This window comes from Phenylobacterium sp., from assembly GCF_965229015.1.
In the GTDB taxonomy this organism is placed as follows: Bacteria; Pseudomonadota; Alphaproteobacteria; order Caulobacterales; family Caulobacteraceae; genus Phenylobacterium.
On the sequence record NZ_CBDDIM010000001.1, the window covers coordinates 2,668,704 to 2,689,152 of the forward strand.

The window sequence follows — 20,449 nt, forward strand, 5'->3', positions numbered from 1 at the left end:
ATTGCGCCCTAGCGCGTGACCACGTCCCGCTTCATGGGGGCGAGCTTGGCCAGCAGCTGGTTCTGGGCGCGGTAGGCGACGCCCTCCTGGTCCATGGCCAGCTGCAGGTGCTCCACCAGCCGGTTGAACTCGGCGGTGTTGATCCCCTGGTCCTTGTGGGTGGTCTTCATGTCGCGGCCCGTATAGTGGGCCGGCGCCCCCAGCAGATAGGCGATCTGCTCCTTCAGGGTGCGGCGCAGCCGCTCCATGTCGGTGGCGTGGAAGATCTCCTCCAGCTTCGGATCGGCGACGCCGCGGTCCAGGGCGCCATCGACGATGCGCGCCACCCCTTCGACGCCGTGGAAGGCCGCCAGCATCTGCGCGCCGGTGAAGGGCGACGCCCCGGCGTTGGCGTTGGACTGGACATAGGGATCGACCGGCCTCTCCTCGGCCAGGGCCGGGGCGGCCGAGGCCAGGGCGAGACCGAGGATCAGGGGGCGCAAGTTCGACATCAGAAGCCTGCCTGGATCGAGAGATAGAGACCGCGCTGGTCCTTGAAGGTGGCGATGGTCCCGAGGTCGGCATAGGCCGCGGTGACCGAGAGGTGCTTGTTGAAGGCGTAGGCGGCGAAGAGGTCGACCCAGTCGTCCTCCTTCAGCCCCGTCAGGTTGTCGGGCTTGGAGCGGTACTCCGCCCCGATCAGCAGGCGCTTGGAGACCAGGACCCCGGCCGAACCCTCGAACTGCAGCTGGTAGTCGTCGTTCTTGCCCCCGCCGAAGCCCAGCAGGCCGGTCTGGTTGGCCTTGGTGGCCCGCACCGTGCCGTCCAGCACCAGGCTCCGGTTCAGCAGCACCTTGGTGGCCGCCACATAGTAGTCGACACCGGTGTCGTCCTGGCCGCCGATCGCCTTGATGATCGCGCCCTTGTCGTTCCTCTTCCACTGGACGCCGACGGCGACCTGCGGGACCCAGCTGTCCTGGGCGTAGACCGCGTCCCCCAGCACCCGCAGCTTGGCGCCGACGATGTCCTGGTTGAAGGTGAAGCCCTGGCCAAGGCCCAGCTTGCCCCCCGTATCGCCGGTGTCGAAGGCCTGGCGGGTGTAGGAGACCTCGAGGCGGTCGTGGAAGCCCACCGCGACCCCGGCCGCGCGGAACTGGTAGTCGGGCAGTTGCACCAGGGTGGCGTGCGCGTTGGCGCCCCACTCGTCGACGGTTTCGTAGCCGGTGATGACAGCCCAGGTGGCCAGGCCGCCGCCGCCGGCGCCCTCCACATTGGTGACCCCGCCGGTCAGCAGCAGCTTGCCGCTGGCCGCCATGTCCTGCGCCCGCGCCGCGCTCCCCGCCAGCGCCAGACCCAGGGCGAGCCCCAGCGCGCCTGCTCGAACCGTCATGCCTCATCCCCCGCCGCGTCCAGGGGTGGGACCATGCCCGATACTTGTTGATGGAAAGTTCTGTCGGGCCCCCGATCTTAACCTCAAGGCGACGAGAGGGGCCGATGCTGGCGCCCATGAAAGCCCTGATCCTGTCGCCGATCATCGCCCTGGCCCTGGCCTCCCAGGCCCTGGCCGGCGACCTCAGCGTCCTGGTGCGCAACGCCGCCGGACAGCCGGTACGCGACGCCGTCGTCACCCTGAAGCCTGCCGGCGGCGCCCCGGCCGGGGCCCCGATCAAGTTCGCCTGGCCCTATTCGGTGGCCCAGCAGAACATCAGCTTCAACCCCTTCGTCCTGGTGGTCCCGGTGGGCAGCCAGGTGAGCTTTCCCAACAAGGACAATGTCCGCCACCACGTCTATTCCTTCTCGCCCATCAAGAAGTTCGAGCTGAAGCTCTATGGCCGCGACGAGAGCCGCAGCGTGGTGTTCGACAAGGCCGGCGTCGTGCCCCTGGGCTGCAACATCCACGACCAGATGATCGCCTATGTGGTGGTGGTGGACACCGCCTTCGCCGGCAAGACCGGCGCCGACGGCGTGGTCCTGATCCGCGGCGCCCCGGCCGGCGCCGCGGCCATGACCGTCTGGCAGCCCTATCTGAAGGCGGCCAGGAACCAGGTGGTGAAGACCATCTCCGTCCCCGCCGCCGGCGGCCGCGAGACGGTCAGCCTCGACCTCCGCCCCGCGCCGGGCGCGATGGACATGATCCACTAGAAGGTCAGCCGCAGGGCCGACTGAAGGACGGTCTGGTCCTGTTTGGGCGCGACCCCGCCATAGGCCCGCCCCGGACGGTCGCTGCGCACATGCAGGGCCTCCAACAACAGGGCGGCGCGGGCGGACAGGGGATGGCGCCAGTCGGCGGCCAGGGCCCAGCCGGTCTCGTCGTTGTCGTCGAGCGCCCGCAGGGTCCGATCGTTGGTCTCGAACCAGTCGACCCGGGCCGAGAGGCGGTTCTCGCCATAGTCCCGGCTGGCCATCAGGTAGGCGGCGTGGAAGCCCATGTCGATCCAGTGGCCGCCCGGAGCGCGGTAGCCCATCAGGGTCTCCCCGGACATCACCTGGGCCAGCAGACGGGTGCGGTCGTCCAGGGCCACCTGGGCGCCCAGGTTCAGGAACCGCGTCTCCCAGGCCCACTGCTTTTCGGACACCGAGGTGCGGTCCCCGGCGTTGTCGTAGTAGGTGGCGTTCAGCACCACCGGCGCCGGCGGCCGCCATTCCAGCCGGCCGTAGAAGCCGGCGCGGTTGTCCAGCTCCAGCACCGGATAGGTGTCGGGGGCCTGCCTGGCCTTCATGTAGCCGGAGAGGGGCGGCAGCTCGAACTCGGTCCTGGCGCCGGTCTTCACCCCATGCAGGGCCCAGCCGCGGAAGCTCAGCAAGGTGCCCGAGGTGTCGTTCCAGCCGAAGACCCCCAGGGTGGCCGAGACCTGATGGTCGCCGAACCTGTGCTCGGCCGTGACCTCCAGGCCGCCGACCTTCACCTCCTCGCCGATCCAGCTGTTGATGGCCGAGGCCGTCAGCATGTCGGGGTCGGTCCAGGCCACCCCGACGTGCTCCTGGGACACCGGCGGGTAGAACAGCCCGGCGCGGGCCGAGATCCGCCCCAGGCGGCTCGGAGGCCCGCGGAACGTCAGGTAGGCCTCCCCGAGATCGACCTTCGGATCGAGCCGGGGCTGCAGTTCGGCGGTGACGACGCCGCTGAGGGCGAAGCTGAAGCGCGGTTTCCACTCCAGGGCCGCATTGGCCAGGAACAGCCCGTCGTCGTCTCCCGAGGCGACGGTCTTGCCCGTCCCGCCGTCCAGCCAGCTGGCCTCGCCGTCGGCCGCCGACAGCCGCAGGTCGATGATCCCGTGCAGGGTCTCGGGCCCGAAGAGGCTCACCTGCGCCCGGGCGGTTCCGCCGCCGAGGGCCATGAGCAGCACGCCCAGGCCCGCCCGCCAGATGGTCTGTTTCACGGGCCCCTCCGTCAGCCGAAGCCGCGCTTGGACAGCTCATCCCCGCGCAGGAAGATCAGCAGCTCGTTCAAGGGTTGGGGCTTGGCGATCAGGTAGCCCTGGATCGCGTCGCAACCCATGGCCGCCAGCAGCTGGAAGGCGTCGGGCTTTTCCACCCCCTCGGCGGTCACCTTCAGGCCCAGGCTGTGGGCCAGGTCGATGGTGGAGCGCACGATCAGGGCGTCCCTCTGGCTCTCGGTGACGTCCATGATCAGGGAGCGATCGATCTTCAGCTCCTGGCCGCGGATCTGCTTGAGATAGGCCAGGGACGACAGGCCGGTGCCGAAGTCGTCGATGGAGATCGAGACCCCGGCCTCCCGGAAGCGGTCGAGCAGCTCCAGGGCCAGGCCCGGATTATCGATGACCGCCGTCTCGGTGATCTCGAAGCAGAGCTGGCCCACGGCGCCGGGCGCCAGGCGGTCCACCAGGTCGGCGAAGTCCCGGTCCCCCAGCAGGCGGCCGGAGACATTGATCGACATCTCGATCTCGTGGCCCTGCTTGGCGAGCATGGCCTGGTCCTCGATGGCCTGTTTCAGCACCCAGTCGGTCAGGGTGCGGATGTGGCCGGTCTCCTCGGCCATGGGGATGAAGAGGTCGGGCCGCAGCAGGCCCCGGGTTGGGTGGCGCCAGCGGACCAGGCCCTCCACGGCGTTCACCCGGCGCGAACGCAGGTCGAACTTGGGTTGGTGATAGAGCTCGATCTGGCCCGACCGGATCGCCCAGAGCATGCCGCTCATCAGGGCCAGGTTGGAGGACGGGTCGCCATAGGCCTCGGCGTCGAAGGCGGCGATCTTGCGCCGGGCGGCGCGGGCCTGGTCGAAGCCGATATTGGCCCGCTCGATGGCCGCCCCGGGGCCATCGCCGGGCGCCACCGCCGACAGGCCGACGGTCAGGGCCACGTCGATGGCGTCGCCGCCAACATGCAGGGGCTGCTCCAGGTCGTCCAGCAGGTGCAGCATCAGGGCCTCGGCCGCGTCCAGGCTGTCGGCCTCGAAGGCCAGGGCCAGGACGTCGGTGGAGAGCCGGGCCACCGCGCCGCGGGGCTGCAGTCCCGCCAGACGCTCGCCGACCTCCCGGATGACCTGGGCGGCCGGGGCGTAGCCGATGGCGCCGCGGACATGGGCGAAGCGGTCGATCCCCAGGACGGCGACGAAGAGTCCGTCGTCCCCGGGCGCGCGGAGCAGGTCCAGGGCCTCTTCCAGGGCCAGGCGGTTGGGCAGGCCGGTCTCGGCGTCGTGGTGGGCCAGGTGGGTGATCCGCCGTTCCCGCTCGCGGATCTCGGTGGCCATGATGTTGAAGCTCTCGGCCAGGCGACCGATCTCGTCGTGGCTGTCGACCGGCACCTGGGCGTCCTCGCCCCGCTGCAGGCGCCGGGCCCCCTCGTCCAGGGCGGAGATCGGGCGGGTGACGCTCTTGGCCAGGGTCCAGCTGCCATAGATCACCAGCAGCAGGCCCAGCAGGCTGGCCCCGGCGATCACCGCCAGCAGGGGCTGGTAGGGCCCGAAGGCGCGCGACAGGGGATAGCTCAGCACCAGGTCCACCGCCTCCCGGCCGGTGAGGGACGGCAGCGGCTTCACCAAGGCGATGGCCTCGCCCGACGAGGTCTGCAGGATGCGTGGCGCGGTGATGCGGGCGGCGGTCGCCGTCTCGATGAAGGCGCCCAGCCTGGCCAGGTCGCCCCGGCTGGTCGCCTCGCTGGAGACCCAGCCGCCCTTGGTCCGGTGCGCCACGCTGGCGTCCAGCGGAATGGCGGCGAGCCGCTCCAGGGCCGACATCTCGGTCTGGTCCAGGCGGGCGGCGAACACCACCCAGCCGATCAGGTCCGGGGACATCACCGGGGCGGCGATCATCTGATAGGGAACCCCGTCCAGGACGAAGACCCCGGCGGGCGCCTCGGACTCGTAGAGGGCCGCGGTCAGGTCGTCGGCCCGCGGGGTCAGGCGGCTGGTGTCGGCGGCGGTCACCTGACCGTCGACGCCGACGATGAAGGCCAGGTCGACCCGCATCCGGGCGCGCAGGTTCTCCATGGCCGAGACGATGGTGGCCTGGTCGCGGGTGGCCACCGCCTCGCGGAAGCCGAAGTCGCGGCTGAGCAGGGCCGCGCCCTGGCGCAGCTGTTCGGAGCGCAGGGACCAGACGCGGTCGAAGACAGCGCCCGCCCCGATCAGTTCGCCGCGCACCTGGCGCTGGGCGGCGCCGGAGATCGCCGAGAACACCGCCACCGAGATCAGGATCAGGGTCACGCCGAACAGCGCCGCATAGAGCAGGGTCAGCTTGGTGCGCAGATATTTGAACCGCGACAGGCGGCCGAGCAGGACCTCCACCTCAATAGCCCCCGTGCTTCATGGGGGGCGCCCGCAGGTCGACGACCACGGCCTGGCGCAGGGTCCCGGCGGCGGGGATCACCGCGGTGCGGGCCACCTCGTTGCGGACGGCCTTCAGATAGGGATGCCAGACGCTGTAGGTCACCGGGCCGGCGGGCAGGCCCGGAATGACGGCCTCGCCGGCGGCGTTGGTCTTGGCCGCGAAGGGGGTATCCACCACCCGCACATAGCCGGTCATGTCGTCGTGGATGTTGCAGCCCACCGCGATGATCCCGACGCGGTCGAACCTCACCACCCGGGTCTGGTCGCGGCCGTAGAGCTTCAGCTCGAAGGGCTTGGCCGGCGAAAAGGAATAGACGTGGTGCAGCACCGGATCGAAGTTCGGGAACGCCACCTCGGCCCCGGCCGGGACCACCAGGACGAAGGGCTGGAAGCTCATGTCCTTCTGGGCCATGCGATAGGGCCAGGGGAAGCGGATCGGGGCCTTGGCCGTCCCCGGCGGGGCGGCGACCACGACCACGGCGTCCGCCACCGGCTTGCCGGACGGAGTCTTGACGTTGACCGCCAGGTCGCCGGCCCAAGCCGGGCCCGCCACCAGGAGCCCGAGGAGGAGAGCCGGGGGGAGGCGCATGGGTAACCTTACCCATTCTGGTGTGAACCTCTGGTAAAGCGCCGCCGCGCTCGCCCGCGACGACGCGAAGGCTTGCACAAGGGGCTCGGCCCTTGGCACAGTGCGCCCATTGACCTTCTCTCCGGCGTGCTTTGCGCCAATTTTTGAAAGCTACGACTTTGACGATTACGGCTACGGCGGCGATTTCGGCCGCGGCGAGCAGTCCCATGTCCTCGGTGGACGCCCTGATCGAAGGCCTGGCCGGCGTCGGCTACATCGCCTCGCGGCGCATCGCCACCGCCCTCTACATGGCCGTTCACCTGCAGAAGCCCATCCTGGTGGAGGGCTCGGCCGGGGTCGGCAAGACCGAGCTGGCGCTGTCCACCGCCGCCCTGCTCGGCCTGCCGCTGATCCGCATGCAGTGCTACGAGGGCCTGGACGAGTCCAAGGCCCTGTACGAGTGGAAGTACGGCAAGCAGCTTCTCTACACCCAGATCCTCAAGGACCGCATGGGCGCGCAGCTGGCCGACGCCGTCGACATGGACGCGGCCATGGACCGGCTGCACGGCATGGGCGACCTGTTCTTCTCCGAGCCCTTCCTGGAGCCGCGCCCCCTGATGAAGGCGCTGCAGGAGGACGAGGGCTGCGTCCTGCTGATCGACGAGATCGACAAGTCCGACGAGGCCTTCGAGGCCTTCCTGCTGGAGGTGCTCTCGGCCTACCAGGTCTCGATCCCCGAGCTGGGCGTCCTGAAGGCCAAGACCCCGCCGATCGTCTTCCTGACCTCCAACAACGTGCGCGACCTGGGCGACGCCCTGAAGCGCCGCTGCCTGCACCTGCACATCCCGCTGCCCGACGCGGCCCTGGAGCGGAAGATCGTCGCCAGCCGCGTCCCCGGCATCGAGGCCAAGCTGACCCACGAGCTGGTGGGCTTCGTGCAGTCCCTGCGCACCCTGGACCTGCGCAAGTCGCCCTCCATCTCCGAGACCGTGGACTGGGCCCGCGCCCTGATCCTGCTCAACGCCGAGAGCCTGGACGGCGAGGTCGTGCGCGACAGCCTCAACGTGCTGCTCAAGTTCGAGCAGGACATCGCCGCCGTGGAGCCGCAGATCGTCGAGCTGATCCGCCGGCCCCTGGTCTGAGGCCGCCATGCAAGGCGCGATGGAAGACTTCCTCCGGGCCCTGCGGGCCGCGGACGTCAAGGTCTCGCCGGTGGAGGCGATCGACGCTCACCTGACGGTGGCCATGGTGGGCTTCGCCGACCGCGAGCTGTTCAAGGACGCGCTCTGCGCGACCCTGGCCAAGACCGCCGACGAGGTCGACCGCTTCGACGAGACCTTCGAGACCTTCTTCGCCCGCGAGACCTTCCAGATGGAGCCGCCGCCCCAGGGGGCGGACGGCGAGCCCGAGGACCTGCCGCCGGAGGTCGCCGGTTCCGAGCTGGCCCAGATGCTGCTCAACGGCGATGTCTCGGCCCTGGCCCAGGCCATGGAGGCCGCCGCCGAGCGGGCCCAGGTCTCCTCCATCCGGCTCTCCACCCAGCGCAGCCGCCTGACGCGGAAGATGCTGGAGGAGATGGGCCTGGCGGAGATCGAGCAGATCATCGCCGCGGCCAAGAAGCTGGAGGACGCCCGCAGCCAGGCCCTGGTGGGGCGGCTGGAGGCCGGCAAGAAGGCGCTGACCGAAGAGGCCCAGCGCTATGTCGACCGCCAGCACGAGCTCTACGCCGCCGAGAGCGGCAAGAACCTCCGCGAGGAGCTGCTGGCCCGCAAGGCCCTGAACGCCGAGGGCGGCATCGACCCGGCCGACCTGGCCATGATGCAGGCCCTGGTGAAGAAGATGGCCAAGCGGCTGGCCGACCGCTATTCGCGCCGCCGCAACCGCGCCCGCCGCGGGCACCTGGACGTCCGCCGCACCCTGCGCCGCTCCATGGCCTATGGCGGCCTGCCCTTCGAGATCGTCTGGAAGACCCAGAAGGTGGAGAAGCCGAACATCGTGGCGATCTGCGACGTCTCCAAGTCCGTAGCCGCCGCCGCCCAGTTCCTGCTCACCTTCCTCTACAGTCTCAACGAGGTGGTGGACCGCATGGAGGCCTTCGCCTTCTCCGGCCGGATGATCAGCGTCAACGACCTGCTGGACGACAACAAGGTCGAGACCGCCATCCTCGAGGTGCTCAAGAAGATCGGCTTCCAGCAGACCGACTACGGCAAGAGCCTGGAGGATTTCTGCGACCAGCACCTGGACCAGATCGACCGCCACACCACGGTGATCTTCCTGGGGGACGCGCGGTCGAACTACGCCGACCCGCGGCTGGACCTGTTCGCCACGATCCAGAAGCGCTGCCGGGCGATGATCTGGCTGAACCCCGAGCCCGAGAGCTACTGGGGCCAGGGCGACAGCGTCATGCACCGCTACGAGCGGTTCTGCCACGTGGCCAAGCCCTGCAACACCCTGGCCCAGCTCGAGCGGATCATCGAGGACGTGCTGCGGACCTACGTCCCGCACTGAGCCAAGGCCGAGCCCCGCGGCTACTCCTCTTCGTAGCGCCCCTGTCCCACGCAGGGGACGCGACGGCGGACGACCCGGTAGCGGCCCTGGTCGGCGTCGTAATAGCTGCGGCGGACGGTGCAGACCTGCGGCCGAGCCTGCGGGCCATAGGCCAGGCCCACCGTGCCCGCCGGATAGTCGCGGCCGGTGCGGATCATGCCGTCGTCATAGGGGACGGGATTGCCGAAGCCCGCATAGCGGCTGACCGGCGCGGCTGCGGACCGGTGGCGGCGGCGCGGCGGGGGCGGCCGGTCGTATTGACCGTAGGCGCCCTGGTCCTGATAGCGGCCGCCTTCATCGGGCGGCGCGCCATCGTCCCGCTGATAGCCCTCGTCCCGGGGACCGCCGCGATCGCCATAGCCGGCGTCGCGATCGTAGGCCGGCGACTGGGAGATCGCGTGCTCATAGGACTGGGCCAGGACCGGTGTCGCCGCCAGGGCCAGCAGGGTGGAGATCAGCAGGATCCGCATGACGCGCCTCGGGCCGGAGATGGAAGCAACCTAGCCCCTCGGCTCACCCGCCGGAAGGCCGCCGATAGGGACTGGGGATGGGGATCACGCAGGCCTGGCGGGCGCTGTTGGGAATCCGGCCGCGCGGACAGGGGGCGCAGCCGCCGGGCGAGCGGCTGTCATGGATCAGGTTGGGCGCGCGCCGGGTGCAGTCGCCGTTCGGTTCGCCCACCGCGATGGTGACCGGCGCGGCCGCGATCGGCTTGGCCGCGACGGGCGGCTTGGCATAGGCGGTCGCAGGCGGCGTGACGGGCTTCGCGGCCGGAATCGGCCCGGCCGCGACGGGCTTGGCGGTGGCGGGGGACGGGGTCGCCGGCGGCGCGGCGCCGGGTCCCGCGACCGCTGTGCGAACCCCATTGACCGTCTGGTAGACCGTGGGCGTCTCGGCTGGCGCGGGCTTGCCGACCGGCGTCGCGGCGGGAGCCGCGCACTTGCCGGCGGCGTTCTTGGCCTGGCCGGGCGGGCACCAGGGCACGTTCGGCGCGGGTCCGGCGGCGACCACGGGGGGCGGCTTGGAGGACTGGGCCGCGGCGGTCTGGCCCCCCAGCAGCAGGGCCACGCTCAGGAGCGCGGCGATGGATCGAAACATGCGTCAGCCCCCTTTCCGGCCTCGCAGCACAGTCATTCGGACGGTCCGCGCGGTCAAGCTGGTGGCCGTCTCACCAGGAATCGATCCAGCGCAGCTTCTTTTCGGTGCGCGCCGGGACGGGCGGCAGGGATTTCAGCCCGGCCAGCACCCAGCGGCGGGTGTCGGCGGGATCGATGACGTCGTCCAGGTCGGTCCCCGCCCCACGGGCCAGGGCCTTGCCGGCGGCGTAGGCGCGGGCGACGCGTTCGTCGAAGCTCCTCTTGCGCTCCACCGGATCGGCGATGGCCGCCAGCTCGTTGCGGTAGCCCAGCTTCACCGAGCCCTCCAGCCCCATGCCGCCGAACTCACCGGTGGGCCAGGCGACGCAGAACATGGCCGCCTGGTAGCTGCCCCCGGTCATGGCGATGGCGCCCAGGCCGTAGCTCTTGCGCAGGATCACCGAGAAGATCGGCACCGTCAGGTTGGCGCCGATGACGAACAGCCGCGAGCAATGGCGGATCAGGCCGGTCTTCTCCGCCTCCGGTCCCACCATGTTGCCCGGCGTGTCCGAGAGCGACAGCAGGGGGATGTCGAAGGCCTCGCACAGCTGCATGAAGCGGGCGGCCTTGTCGGAGGCGTCGGAGTCGATGGCGCCGCCGATGTGGTGCGGATTGTTGGCGAACACGCCGACCGGGCGGCCCTCGATGCGGATGAAGGCGGTGATCATGGCCAGGCCGAACTTCGGCCGCAGCTCCAGCACCGACCCCTCATCGGCGATCAGCTCGATCACCTTGCGCACGTCATAGACCCGCAGCCGGTTCTCCGGGATCGCCCGGCGCAGCAGCCGCTGGTCGGCGCAGGTCCAGTCGGCGACCGGGCCCTGGAAATAGGAGATGTACTGCTTGGCCAGGCGCACGGCGTCGGCCTCGTCCTCGGCCAGCACGTCGATGGTGCCGTTGGCCTGCATGACCTTCAGGGGACCGATCTCCTCGGGGCGGAAGACGCCCAGGCCGCCGCCCTCCACCATGGCCGGGCCGCCCATGCCGAGCGCCGAGTCCTTGGTGGCGATGATCACGTCGCAGCAGCCGAGGATGGCGGCGTTGCCGGCGAAGCAGCGGCCGGAATTGATCCCCACCAGGGGCACGGCGCCTGACAGCCGGCCCCAGAACTCGAAGCCCCGGGTGAAGCCGCCGCCCTCGGTGTCGCCGGGCCGCCCGCCGCCGCCCTCGGTGAAGAACACCGTGGGCACCCGCCAGCGCAGGGCGATCTCGCTCATCCGGTCGAGCTTCTCGTGATTGTGCGCCCCCTGGGTCCCGGCCAGCACGGTGTAGTCATAGGCCATGACCGCCACCCGGGCCTTGTCCTCGGAAAACCGGTCGCCGTTCACCTGGCCCAGGCCCATCACCATGCCGTCGGCCGGGGTCGTGGCGATCAGCTCGTCCAGGGTGTTACGCTTGCGCCGGGCGGCGATGGTGAGCGCCCCGTATTCGGTGAAGGTGCCGGGATCGCAGAGATCGGCGACGTTCTCGCGGGTGGTCCGCTGCCTGGTCTTCCGCCGCCGGGCTACGGCCTCGGGCCGGGCCTCGTCCAGGGTCAGACGGTGGCGCTCCAGCACCTCGGCCAGGTCGGGGCGGATATGGTCCAGGTCGATGACCTCCTCGGCCTCGCCGGCGCCGCCCTCCACCTCCGCCTCCTCCAGGAAGGCCAGGGGGTGGTCCTCGAAGACGGTGTCCCCCTGCGCCACGGTGATCTCGCGGACCAGGCCGGAGAAGCTGGCGGCCACCACGTGCTCCATCTTCATGGCCTCCATGATGAACAGGGGCTGGCCCACCCGCACGGCGTCGCCCACCGCCACCGACAGCGCGATCACCGTGCCCTGCAGCGGGGCGCGCAGGGGCCTGGTCCCCTCCGGTCCCTCGGCCTCGTCCTCCTCCAGATCGGCGGCGGTGCGCTCTTCCTTGCCGAGCGCCAGGACCGCCAGGGGATCGACCGTATCGACCTGCACGCCGGCCCGCTTGGCGACCCCGCCCGGGGCCGCGGTCTCGAAATAGAGTTTCGGAGCCTCGGCCGTGGCGGCCAGCGCCCCCATGGTCTCCTCGATGAAGCGGGTATGGACCTCGCCCTTGGCCACCGCCGGATGGGCCAGCAGGCTCTGCAGGAAGCCGATATTGGTGGGGGCGCCGGCGATCTTGAACTCCGACAGGGCGCGATGGGCCTTGGCCACGGCGGTCGGCAGGCCGCCGGCGGTGGCGTGGACGATCAGCTTGGCCAGCAGGGAGTCGTAGCGGGCGCTGGTGCGGTAGCCGGCATAGCCGAAGCCGTCGACCCGCACCCCGGGCCCCGACGGCGGCTCGAAGGCCGACAGCACCCCGCCGGCGGGGCGGGCCGAGCCATCGGCGCCCATGGTCTCCAGATTGACGCGGGCCTGGACCGCCACCCCGCGCGGGCTCGGGACCTGGGTCTGGGTGAGGTTCAGGTCGGCCAGGGACCTGCCGCGCGCCACCTCGATCTGCAGGCGGACGAGATCCAGCCCCAGGACCTCCTCGGTCACCGTATGCTCCACCTGCAGGCGGGGATTGGCCTCGATGAACACCAGGCGCGGGTGATCGCCTACCTCCACCAGGAACTCCACCGTGCCCAGGCTGCGATAGTGGGCGGCGCGGCCCAGGGCGACGGCGGCCTCGAACAGCTGCTCACGGATCTCCAGGGGCAGGGTGTCGGCCGGGGCGATCTCCACCACCTTCTGCCGCTGGCGCTGGAGGCTGCACTCGCGGTCCCAGAGGTGGGACACCGCGGCGCCGTCGCCGAGGATCTGCACCTCGATGTGCCGGGCGCGCGGCAGGAACTGCTCGACATAGAGGGCGCCGTCGCCGAAGGCCGCCAGGGCCTCCGAGGCGCAGCGCTCGAAGGCCTGTTCCAGTTCCTCGACGGAGCGGGCGGGCCGCATGCCGCGACCGCCGCCGCCGGACACCGCCTTGACCATCACCGCCCCGCCGGCGCCCAGCCCCGCCAGGAAGGCCTTGGCCTGGTCCAGCGTCGTGGTTCCCTCCGTGCCCGGCAGGATCGGCACGTCGCAGCGGGCGGCCAGGGCCCGGGCCTGCCCCTTGTCGCCGAACAGCTCCAGGGTCTCGGGGCTGGGGCCGACGAAGGTGACGCCGGCCGCAGCGCAGGCCCGGGCGAAGGCGGCGTTCTCACTGAGGAAGCCGTAGCCGGGGTGGATGGCGTCGGCGCCCGCCGCCTTCGCGACCTCCAGGATCTGCGCCCCATCCAGGTAAGCCGCCGGCCCCGAGCCGTTGAGCGCCACGGCCTCGTCGGCCTTGCGGGTGTGGAGGGAAGCAGCGTCGTCCTGGGCGTAGACCGCGACGGTGGGGAGCCCCATCTCGGCGGCGGTGCGGGCGATGCGCACGGCGATCTCGCCGCGGTTGGCGATCAGCAGCTTCTTCACGGACATCCCTACCCTTCGCGGCCGCCTGCGGCCGTCTCATCGTTTTGGTCCCGGCGCCTCAGGAGACGGGGGGCGACAGCAGGCCCTCGAAGAAGGGCCGGACATAGAGGTTCACCGCCATCTCCGGACTGGCGCCCGGCGTCCAGTAGTGCAGGTCGGCGGCCGCATTGATCATGGCGGTGATCATCTGGGCCCCGATATTGGTGTCGACGGCCCGCACCGAGCCGTCGGCGATGCCGTCGCTGATCAGCGAAGCGAAGCGGTCGGAGATGCGGTCGAACTTGGCCACCAGCTGCGGCTGGATCGATTCCGGCGCCGAGGTCAGGGCCGAGGTGCGCAGCAGGGGGGCGTTGCCCGACATCTGGTAGGCCACCAGGGCCGCGGCCACCGTGGCCAGGGTCTGCAGGCCGGTGGCGGAGACCGCCTCGGCCTGGCGGATGGCGCGGCGCATCACCTCGATGGTGCGCTCGAAACAGGCGGCCACCAGTTCGTCCTTGGTCTCGTTGTGATGATAGAAGGCGCCCTTGGTGACGTTCAGCCGGGCGGAGATCTTCTCCACCGAGGCGCCCAGATAGCCCTCCTCGTTGATCAGCTCGGTGGCCGCCCGCAGGAAGAGCTCGCTGGAGATCTCCCCGCCCGCCGGCGGCTCGGGGATCAGGTCCGGCAGGGGCCGGGGGTTCCAAGCGGCGCCCGGCGCGGCCAGGCCGTCGGCGGCGATGGAGAGGATGCGCTGGGAGACGCGGCCATAGTCCTCGGGATCGTGGCGGTGCAGCCAGGCCACGGTCCAGAAGATCTCCGAGACCAGCATGTGGGTGCGCGCGTTCAGGGCTAGCCGGGTCAGGCCCGCCGTCTCCGGTCCCGACAGCAGGCCCCGGGCGCGCCGGAACATGTCGACATAGGCGGCGTTCACCGGCTCGGACTTCAGCGCGCGGACATCGTTGAACACCGCGATGGGCTCGGCCTCGCCCAGGGCCGCCCGGCGGCGATAGTCGAAATAGGCGTCGAGGAAGAGGGTCAGGCGCGCCCGCACGTCGGCGCCGGCCCGGCCCGCCGCCAGCAGCGCGTTGAACCGGGCGATCCCCTGGAGGAAGCAGGCCGCGGCCAGGTCCTCCTTGTTGCGGAAATAGTAGATGACCCCGGTGGGGACCAGGTTCAGGCGGGCGGCCACCTCTCCCAGGGTCATGCCACGCACGCCCTTGCGGTTCAGCACCTCGACCGCCGAGCTGACGATGGCGCTCTTGCGCTGCTCGAAGCGCCGGGTCGGGCCTCGAGTCACCTTTTCCTGCAGCTCGACGCCCTGACTCATCCGCCCATCACTTCGCGCGGTCGTACCGCATCTTCTGAATTCACCTTAGAGCGTGACAGCCTGAAGTGGCTACCGGTTCAGGCGCCCGTCACGCTCTAAACATACAAAGAGCGAGCCTGTTTATCCGTTTCAGATGAGTCCATCTGAAACGGACAGGCTCTAGCGCGGCCTCGCGTCCAGGCGAAAGCCGCCCGGACGCCCAAGCCGCGACTCAGGCGCGCTTCAAGGCCTCGGTGTCGATCGGCAGGCTGCGGATCCGCTTGCCCGTCGCCGCGAAGATCGCGTTGCAGAGCGCGGGCGGCGCGGGCGGCAGGGCCGGCTCGCCCAGCCCGGTGGGCGGATTGTCGGTGATCAGGAAGTGCACCTCCACCGGCGGCGCGTCGGCCATCCGCAACAGCGGATAGTCACCGAAGTTGCTCTGGGCCGCGGCCCCGCCCTCGATGGTGATCTTCTGGCCGAGCGCCGCCGACAGGCCGTCGATCACCGAGCCCTGCACCTGGTTGATGGCCCCGGCCGGATTGACGATCTGCCGGCCGACGTCGGCGGCGACCCAGACCTTGTCCACCTTCACCGCCCCGTCGGCGGCGACGCTGGCCTGCACCACCTCGGCGAAATAGCCCATGTGGCTGAAGTGGAAGGCCACCCCCATGCCGCTCCCCGCCGGCAGCTTGGTCTTGCCCCAGCCGGACTTCTCGGCGGCGAGCTTGACCACGCCCCGCATGCGGTCGGCGGCGTAGCCGTTCTGGCCCGGCGTCCCCATCATGCCGCCGTCGCCGAGCAGCTTCAGGCGGAAGGCCACCGGGTCGGCGTTCGCCGCATGAGCCAGCTCGTCGATGAAGGACTGCACGACGAAGGCGAGCGCATTGCTGCCCGGCGCCCGCAGCGGCCCGGTGGGCACGCCCGAGGGGATCAGGGACAGGTCGTAGCGGAAGTTGGGCACGAAGCGGGCCGGGAACTCGGCCGCCGACATGCCGGCGCTGGAGGCGAACTTGCCGTCGGCGCCCAGGCTGACGAAATGGTCGCGCCAGGCCGTGACGGCGCCCGAGGCGTCCACCCCGCCGGAGAGGAAGTGATAGCCGGCCGGACGGTAGAAGTCGTGGCGCAGGTCGTCCTCCCGCGTCCACAGCAGCTTGACGGGCGCGCCCGCCTGCTTGGCGATCCAGGCGGCCTCGACCATGTAGTCGTTGGCCAGCCGGCGGCCGAAGCCGCCGCCGCAGCGGGTCATGTGCAGGGTGATGTCGGCGGGCGCGATCCCCAGGGTCTTGGCCACCAGCTGGCGGCCCGCCTCGGGATTCTGGGTCGGCGCCCAGATCTCCAGCTTGCCGTCCTTGAAGTGGGCCGTGCAGTTCATCGGCTCCAGGGCGGCGTGGGCCAGGAAGGGATAGGCGTAGGCCGCCTCCACCGTCTTGGCCGCGGCCTTCAGCCCGGCGGCGGCGTCGCCGTCGTTGCGCTCGGTGCGCAGGGGCGGACCCTTGGACAGGGCCAGGGCCTGGGCGTCGAAGGCCGCCGTCGACTGCTGGGAGGTCGGGTGGTCGGCCCACTGGATGTTCAGCTTCTCGCGGCCCGTGCGCGCCTGCCACCAGCTGTCGGCCACCACCACCACGCCGGGCAGCAGGCCCGAGAGGTCGGTCCCGCCGTCGACCACGAAGGCCTGACGCACGCCCTTCACCCCCTTGGCGGCGGCGAGGTCGGCGCTGGCCACCTTGGCGCCGAACACCGGAGCCTTCTCGAAGGTCGCGTAGAGCATGCCAGGGACCACCACATCGATCCCGAACAGCGGCTTGCCGGTGACCAGGGCCTCGGAGTCCACCTGCGGCATGAACCGGCCCAGGATGCGGTAGTCCTTGGGATCCTTCAGGGCGACGGTCTTGAGGTCCGGCGCCGGCAGGGTCGCGGCCTTGGCGGCGAGCGAGCCGTAGGTCGCCTTCCTGCCCGAGGCCTTGTGATGGACGACGCCCGACAGCGTCGTGCACTCAGCGGCCGGCACGTTCCAGGTCTGGGCGGCGGCGGCCACGATCATGGCCCGGCCCGCGGCGCCCACACGGCGCAGTTCGTCCCAGTGCAGGGGGGTGGCCATGCTGCCGCCGGCGAACTGGCGGCCATAGGTGGCCGGATCGCCGTCGGCCTGCTTCGTCGTCACCGAGGCCCAGTCGACGTCGAACTCCTCGGCGATGATCATCGGCAGGGAGGTCTTGATCCCCTGGCCGATCTCCGGGTTCTTGGAGACGATGGTGACCTTGTTGTCCGGGGTCAGGCTGACATAGGCGTTGAGCTTGGAGACGCCCTGCTCGGCCGCGCCGGCCTTGGGCGCCACGCTGAAGGACAGGAACAGCCCGCCGGCCAGGGCGCCGGTCTTGAGCAGGTCGCGGCGCGAGGCGCCGTCCGTGAAACCGTCGGCCATCTTACGCCTCCACCTTCTGGCCGGAGGCCTGCTTGATCGCCGCCCGGATGCGGCTGTAGGTGGCGCAGCGGCAGATGTTGCCGCTCATCGCTGAGTCGATGTCGGCGTCGGCGGGCTTGGGCGTGGCGTTCAGCAGGGCGGTGGCCGACATGATCTGGCCCGGTTGGCAGTAGCCGCACTGGGCGACGTCCAGCTCCATCCAGGCGGCCTGCACCTTCTTGCCGTTGGGGGTGGCGCCGATCCCCTCGATGGTCACAACCTTGGCGGCGCCGACGTTCTCGATGGGGAAGGAACAGGCGCGGACCGGCTGGCCGTCGATGTGAACGGTGCAGGCGCCGCACTGGCCGATCCCGCAGCCGAACTTCGGCCCCAGGATTCCGAGCCCGTCGCGCAGGGCCCAGAGCAGGGGCGTACCCTCCTCGACATCGACGCTCCGGGCCTTGCCGTTGACGTTGATCCTGTAGGCCATGACGCGCCCTCTCCCCGTTCTGTCGTTGGGGAAATCCTAGCGGGCGGCAGGGAGCTTAGCCAGCCAGAGGAATGACCCCGGTGAGGATTCCCGCGCCTAGAAGCACCAGGGAGAGCGCCACGGCCCAGGCCAGGGTGAACCTCTGATGCTGCGCCAGCTCCACCCGCACCAGCCCCACCAGCAGATAGGTCGAGGGCACCAGGGGCGACAGCAGATGCACCGCCTGGCCGGTCAGCGAGGCGCGCGCCATCTCCACCGGCGTGATCCCGTGGGCCGCCGCGGCCTGGGACAGGATCGGCAGGATGCCGAAATAGAAGGCGTCGTTGGAGATGAAGAAGGTGAAGGGCATGGCCACCAGGGCCGTGACCGGCGCCATGTGGGGACCGAGCGCCGGCGGGATCAGGCCGGTGACGCTGCCGGCCATGGCGTCGGTCATGCCCGTGCCGTTGAGGATGCCGGTGAAGATCCCGGCCGCGAAGATCAGGCTGATCACCGGCAGGATGTTGGGGGCGTGGGCCGCGATCCGCGCCTTCTGCGCCGCCAGGGCGGGATAGTTCAGCACCAGGGCGATGGCGGTGGCGATCATGAACAGCACCGGCAGGGGCAGGACCCCGAGCACCAGGCCCGCCAGCAGGGCCAGGGTCAGGGCGAGATTGGCCAGGATCAGCTTGGGGCGTTCGGTGAGGTCGTTGGTTCGCACCAGGTCCTCGGTGAGGTCGGCGTCCCCCGGATCGCGCACCGTCCCGTCCGACGACAGGGCCGCCAGCCGCCGCCGCTCGCCGCGTCCCAGGACATAGGCCGCCAGCAGGATGAAGGCCGCGCCCGCCAGCATGGCCGGGATCATCGGTACGAACACGTCGCCGGCGTCGAGGTGCAGTGCGCTGGCCGCCCGCGCGGTCGGCCCGCCCCAGGGGGTGATGTTGGTGACCCCGCAGGCCAGCATCAGCAGGCAGGCCAGGATCAGCGGATTGAGCCCCATCCGCCTGTAGAGCGGGACCATGGCCGTGCAGCAGATCAGGTAGGTGGTGGAGCCGTCGCCGTCCATCGAGACCAGCAGGGCCAGGACCGCCGAGCCCACCACGATCCGAACCGGATCGCCGTGGACGACCCGCACGATCAGCCGCACCAGGGGATCGAACAGGCCCGCATCGGTCATCAGGCCGAAGAACAGGATGGCGAAGGCCAGCATCACCCCGGTGGGGGCGAGCGCCTTGACCCCGTCCAGCATCATGGGGCCGAGATCGGCGCCATGACCCGCCAGCAGGCCGAAGGCGACCGGGGTGAGGATCAGGGCCACCAGGGCCGAGACGCGACCGGTCATGATCAGGGTCATGAAGGTCGCCACCATGGCGAAGGCGAGCAGGGTCAGCATGCGGTCCTTCTACCCGCCCGCTAGGTCTGCGCCGGGAACTCCAGCCTCGCCGAGAATCCCTCCGGCTCAAAGGCGCTATCGATCCGCCCCCCCTGCGGGCGAAGGGCCGCCTGCAGCAGGCGGCTGCCGAAGCCGATGCGGCTGGGCTTGCTGACCGGGGGGCCGCCGCGCTCGCGCCAGAGGAAGGCCGAGCGCCCCGGCTCGGCCGCGACCCTGCTGACCTCGATCTGTCCCGCCGCCACCGACAGGGCGCCGTACTTGGTGGCGTTGGTGGCCAGCTCGTGCAGCAGCAGGGCGAGCGCCAGGGCCAGGTCGGGGTTGAGCATCACCGCCCCGAGTTCCGGGTCCAGCCGGATGCGCGCGCCGTCGAAGGGGCGCAGGGCTTCGGCCAGCAGGGACAGCAGGTCCGGGGGCCGTCCGCCGGAGCCGGTCATCAGGTCCTGGGAGCGGGCCATGGCCTCCAGCCGCGCGGTGAGCAGCTGCTGGTATTCGGCCACGGTGGAGGCGCTGCGGCCGGTCTGGCTGACGATGGCCAGCACCATGGCCAGGCCGTTCTTGCCCCGGTGCGCCAGCTCTCCCATCACCAGACGCTGACGCGCCTCGGCGGCATGGCGCTCGGTGATGTCGAGGGAGGTTCCCACCACGACCTTTGGACCGCCGTCGTCGGCCATGATCCGGCCGGAGGACGAGAGCCAGCGGATGGCGCCGTCCGGCAGAACGATCCGGTGGTCGAGGGCGAAATCGCCCCCCTTCACGTCCCGCGCCTCGACGAAGGCCGCGTTCAGAAGGGGCCGGTCCTCGGGATGGAGGGCGCCGATGAAGCTCTCGAGGGAGACCTCGGCCTCGGAGGACAGGCCGAACAGGGCCTTGGTCTGCCCCGACCAGGTGATCTTGCGCGTGCGGATGTCGTAGTCCCAGAAGCCCAGGCCGGTGGCCTCCACCGCCACCTCCAGCCGCCGGCGTTGCTCCTCCAGCTCCAGTTCGGCCCGCTTGCGGGGTGTGATGTCGATCTGGATGCCGTCCCACAGGGTCCAGCCGTCCTGCTCCGACCGGGGCGCCGAGGCCAGGCGGTGCCAACGGACCTCGCCGTCCGGACGGTTGAAGGCCAGCTCGATGTCCAGGGGCGTGCGGGCCACGATGGCCTGGCGGGTCGCCAAGGCGGCGCGCTCCCGGTGCTCGGGCGCCACCAGCCGGAAGAAGACGGTGGGGTCGGCCATCACCGCCTCGGCGGTTACGCCATTGAGGGCCAGGCAGTTCTCGGAGACGTAGACGAAGCGGCGCTCGGCCGCATCGGGCGAGGCCTCCATCTGGTAGACCATGCCCAGCGCCATGGCTGGCGCCAGGGCGCGAAAGGTCGGATCGCGCGCGTCGGACGGCGGCTTTCCCACGAGACGGCTCCCGAGCGCCCGGAATTGAGCGGCGGGCACTCTGGTCTGGTGAAGCTTGCGCCACAACTGCGAATAACGACGCATCCCTGGCGAGCGAGCGAAAAAGGCGTTT

16 protein-coding genes are annotated in these 20,449 nt (G+C 70.6%); 3 read left to right on the plus strand and 13 right to left on the minus strand.

The window, feature by feature from the left end; genetic code table 11:
• Nucleotides 1-8: 8 nt before the first annotated feature.
• Both ACO06I_RS13445 and ACO06I_RS13450 read right to left on the minus strand, forming a co-directional pair.
• The gene (locus ACO06I_RS13445; protein ID WP_421933070.1) at nt 9-491 is read right to left on the minus strand and encodes a group I truncated hemoglobin; all 483 of its coding nucleotides are present in this window, start codon (nt 489-491) and stop codon (nt 9-11) included.
• Nucleotides 491-1,369 carry a DUF3034 family protein gene (locus tag ACO06I_RS13450; protein ID WP_421933071.1) on the minus strand — a complete coding sequence of 293 codons (879 nt, stop codon included), beginning with the start codon at nt 1,367-1,369 and terminating at the stop codon, nt 491-493. Before ACO06I_RS13450 ends, ACO06I_RS13445 begins: the two co-directional genes overlap by 1 nt.
• Before the next feature lie 104 nt (nt 1,370-1,473).
• Here ACO06I_RS13450 and ACO06I_RS13455 point away from each other — a divergent pair, with 104 nt between their 5' ends.
• Nucleotides 1,474-2,121: a methylamine utilization protein gene (locus ACO06I_RS13455; RefSeq protein WP_421933072.1), complete on the plus strand. Its 648-nt coding sequence runs from the start codon at nt 1,474-1,476 to the stop codon at nt 2,119-2,121.
• On the opposite strand, the gene ACO06I_RS13460 is transcribed toward ACO06I_RS13455, so the two are convergent.
• Genes ACO06I_RS13460 through ACO06I_RS13470 form a run of 3 tightly spaced genes read right to left on the minus strand, consistent with a single transcriptional unit; the run spans nt 2,118 to nt 6,353 of the window.
• Nucleotides 2,118-3,359 carry a hypothetical protein gene (locus ACO06I_RS13460; protein WP_421933073.1) on the minus strand — a complete coding sequence of 414 codons (1,242 nt, stop codon included), beginning with the start codon at nt 3,357-3,359 and terminating at the stop codon, nt 2,118-2,120. The two genes, ACO06I_RS13455 and ACO06I_RS13460, sit on opposite strands and share 4 nt — an antisense overlap.
• Nucleotides 3,360-3,370: 11 nt before the next feature.
• The gene (locus ACO06I_RS13465; RefSeq protein WP_421933074.1) at nt 3,371-5,722 is read right to left on the minus strand and encodes a putative bifunctional diguanylate cyclase/phosphodiesterase; all 2,352 of its coding nucleotides are present in this window, start codon (nt 5,720-5,722) and stop codon (nt 3,371-3,373) included.
• A 1-nt stretch (nt 5,723) separates the two neighbouring features.
• Nucleotides 5,724-6,353, minus strand: coding sequence for a methylamine utilization protein (locus ACO06I_RS13470; protein WP_421933075.1), 630 nt, complete (start codon nt 6,351-6,353; stop codon nt 5,724-5,726).
• Between the two features lie 206 nt (nt 6,354-6,559).
• On the opposite strand from ACO06I_RS13470, the gene ACO06I_RS13475 reads away from it, so the two are divergent.
• The gene (locus tag ACO06I_RS13475) at nt 6,560-7,474 is read left to right on the plus strand and encodes an AAA family ATPase (RefSeq protein ID WP_421933076.1); all 915 of its coding nucleotides are present in this window, start codon (nt 6,560-6,562) and stop codon (nt 7,472-7,474) included.
• 19 nt (nt 7,475-7,493) lie between these two features.
• Nucleotides 7,494-8,840 carry a VWA domain-containing protein gene (locus ACO06I_RS13480; protein WP_421933077.1) on the plus strand — a complete coding sequence of 449 codons (1,347 nt, stop codon included), beginning with the start codon at nt 7,494-7,496 and terminating at the stop codon, nt 8,838-8,840.
• Nucleotides 8,841-8,860: 20 nt separating this feature from the next.
• Here the strand turns inward: ACO06I_RS13480 and ACO06I_RS13485 are convergent, their stop codons facing one another.
• The 8 genes from ACO06I_RS13485 to ACO06I_RS13520 all read right to left on the minus strand — a co-directional run bounded on the left by ACO06I_RS13485 (nt 8,861) and on the right by ACO06I_RS13520 (nt 20,337).
• Nucleotides 8,861-9,349 carry a hypothetical protein gene (locus ACO06I_RS13485; protein ID WP_421933078.1) on the minus strand — a complete coding sequence of 163 codons (489 nt, stop codon included), beginning with the start codon at nt 9,347-9,349 and terminating at the stop codon, nt 8,861-8,863.
• 43 nt (nt 9,350-9,392) lie between these two features.
• The gene (locus tag ACO06I_RS13490; protein WP_421933079.1) at nt 9,393-9,977 is read right to left on the minus strand and encodes a hypothetical protein; all 585 of its coding nucleotides are present in this window, start codon (nt 9,975-9,977) and stop codon (nt 9,393-9,395) included.
• A gap of 70 nt (nt 9,978-10,047) precedes the next feature.
• Entirely contained in the window at nt 10,048-13,407 is a 3,360-nt protein-coding gene (locus ACO06I_RS13495) for a carboxyl transferase domain-containing protein (protein ID WP_421933080.1), read from the minus strand.
• 52 nt (nt 13,408-13,459) lie between these two features.
• Entirely contained in the window at nt 13,460-14,707 is a 1,248-nt protein-coding gene (locus ACO06I_RS13500; RefSeq protein ID WP_421933081.1) for a TetR/AcrR family transcriptional regulator, read from the minus strand.
• Nucleotides 14,708-14,918: 211 nt separating this feature from the next.
• Complete coding sequence (locus tag ACO06I_RS13505) at nt 14,919-17,108, minus strand: molybdopterin cofactor-binding domain-containing protein (protein ID WP_421933082.1); 2,190 nt, start codon at nt 17,106-17,108, stop codon at nt 14,919-14,921.
• A 1-nt stretch (nt 17,109) separates the two neighbouring features.
• Nucleotides 17,110-17,577, minus strand: coding sequence for a (2Fe-2S)-binding protein (locus tag ACO06I_RS13510; protein WP_421933083.1), 468 nt, complete (start codon nt 17,575-17,577; stop codon nt 17,110-17,112).
• 55 nt (nt 17,578-17,632) lie between these two features.
• Entirely contained in the window at nt 17,633-18,949 is a 1,317-nt protein-coding gene (locus ACO06I_RS13515) for a CitMHS family transporter (protein WP_421933084.1), read from the minus strand.
• A 20-nt stretch (nt 18,950-18,969) separates the two neighbouring features.
• Nucleotides 18,970-20,337 carry a PAS domain-containing protein gene (locus tag ACO06I_RS13520; protein ID WP_421933085.1) on the minus strand — a complete coding sequence of 456 codons (1,368 nt, stop codon included), beginning with the start codon at nt 20,335-20,337 and terminating at the stop codon, nt 18,970-18,972.
• Between the last annotated feature and the right edge of the window lie 112 nt (nt 20,338-20,449).

Coding starts and splice junctions, on each gene's coding strand:
- ACO06I_RS13445 (WP_421933070.1), bottom strand. CDS start 491: ATGTCGAACTTGCGCCCCCTGATCCTCGGTCTCGCCCTGGCCTCGGCC.
- ACO06I_RS13450 (WP_421933071.1), bottom strand. CDS start 1,369: ATGACGGTTCGAGCAGGCGCGCTGGGGCTCGCCCTGGGTCTGGCGCTG.
- ACO06I_RS13455 (WP_421933072.1), top strand. CDS start 1,474: ATGCTGGCGCCCATGAAAGCCCTGATCCTGTCGCCGATCATCGCCCTG.
- ACO06I_RS13470 (WP_421933075.1), bottom strand. CDS start 6,353: ATGCGCCTCCCCCCGGCTCTCCTCCTCGGGCTCCTGGTGGCGGGCCCG.
- ACO06I_RS13475 (WP_421933076.1), top strand. CDS start 6,560: ATGTCCTCGGTGGACGCCCTGATCGAAGGCCTGGCCGGCGTCGGCTAC.
- ACO06I_RS13480 (WP_421933077.1), top strand. CDS start 7,494: ATGGAAGACTTCCTCCGGGCCCTGCGGGCCGCGGACGTCAAGGTCTCG.
- ACO06I_RS13485 (WP_421933078.1), bottom strand. CDS start 9,349: ATGCGGATCCTGCTGATCTCCACCCTGCTGGCCCTGGCGGCGACACCG.
- ACO06I_RS13490 (WP_421933079.1), bottom strand. CDS start 9,977: ATGTTTCGATCCATCGCCGCGCTCCTGAGCGTGGCCCTGCTGCTGGGG.
- ACO06I_RS13495 (WP_421933080.1), bottom strand. CDS start 13,407: ATGTCCGTGAAGAAGCTGCTGATCGCCAACCGCGGCGAGATCGCCGTG.
- ACO06I_RS13500 (WP_421933081.1), bottom strand. CDS start 14,707: ATGAGTCAGGGCGTCGAGCTGCAGGAAAAGGTGACTCGAGGCCCGACC.
- ACO06I_RS13505 (WP_421933082.1), bottom strand. CDS start 17,108: ATGGCCGACGGTTTCACGGACGGCGCCTCGCGCCGCGACCTGCTCAAG.
- ACO06I_RS13510 (WP_421933083.1), bottom strand. CDS start 17,577: ATGGCCTACAGGATCAACGTCAACGGCAAGGCCCGGAGCGTCGATGTC.
- ACO06I_RS13515 (WP_421933084.1), bottom strand. CDS start 18,949: ATGCTGACCCTGCTCGCCTTCGCCATGGTGGCGACCTTCATGACCCTG.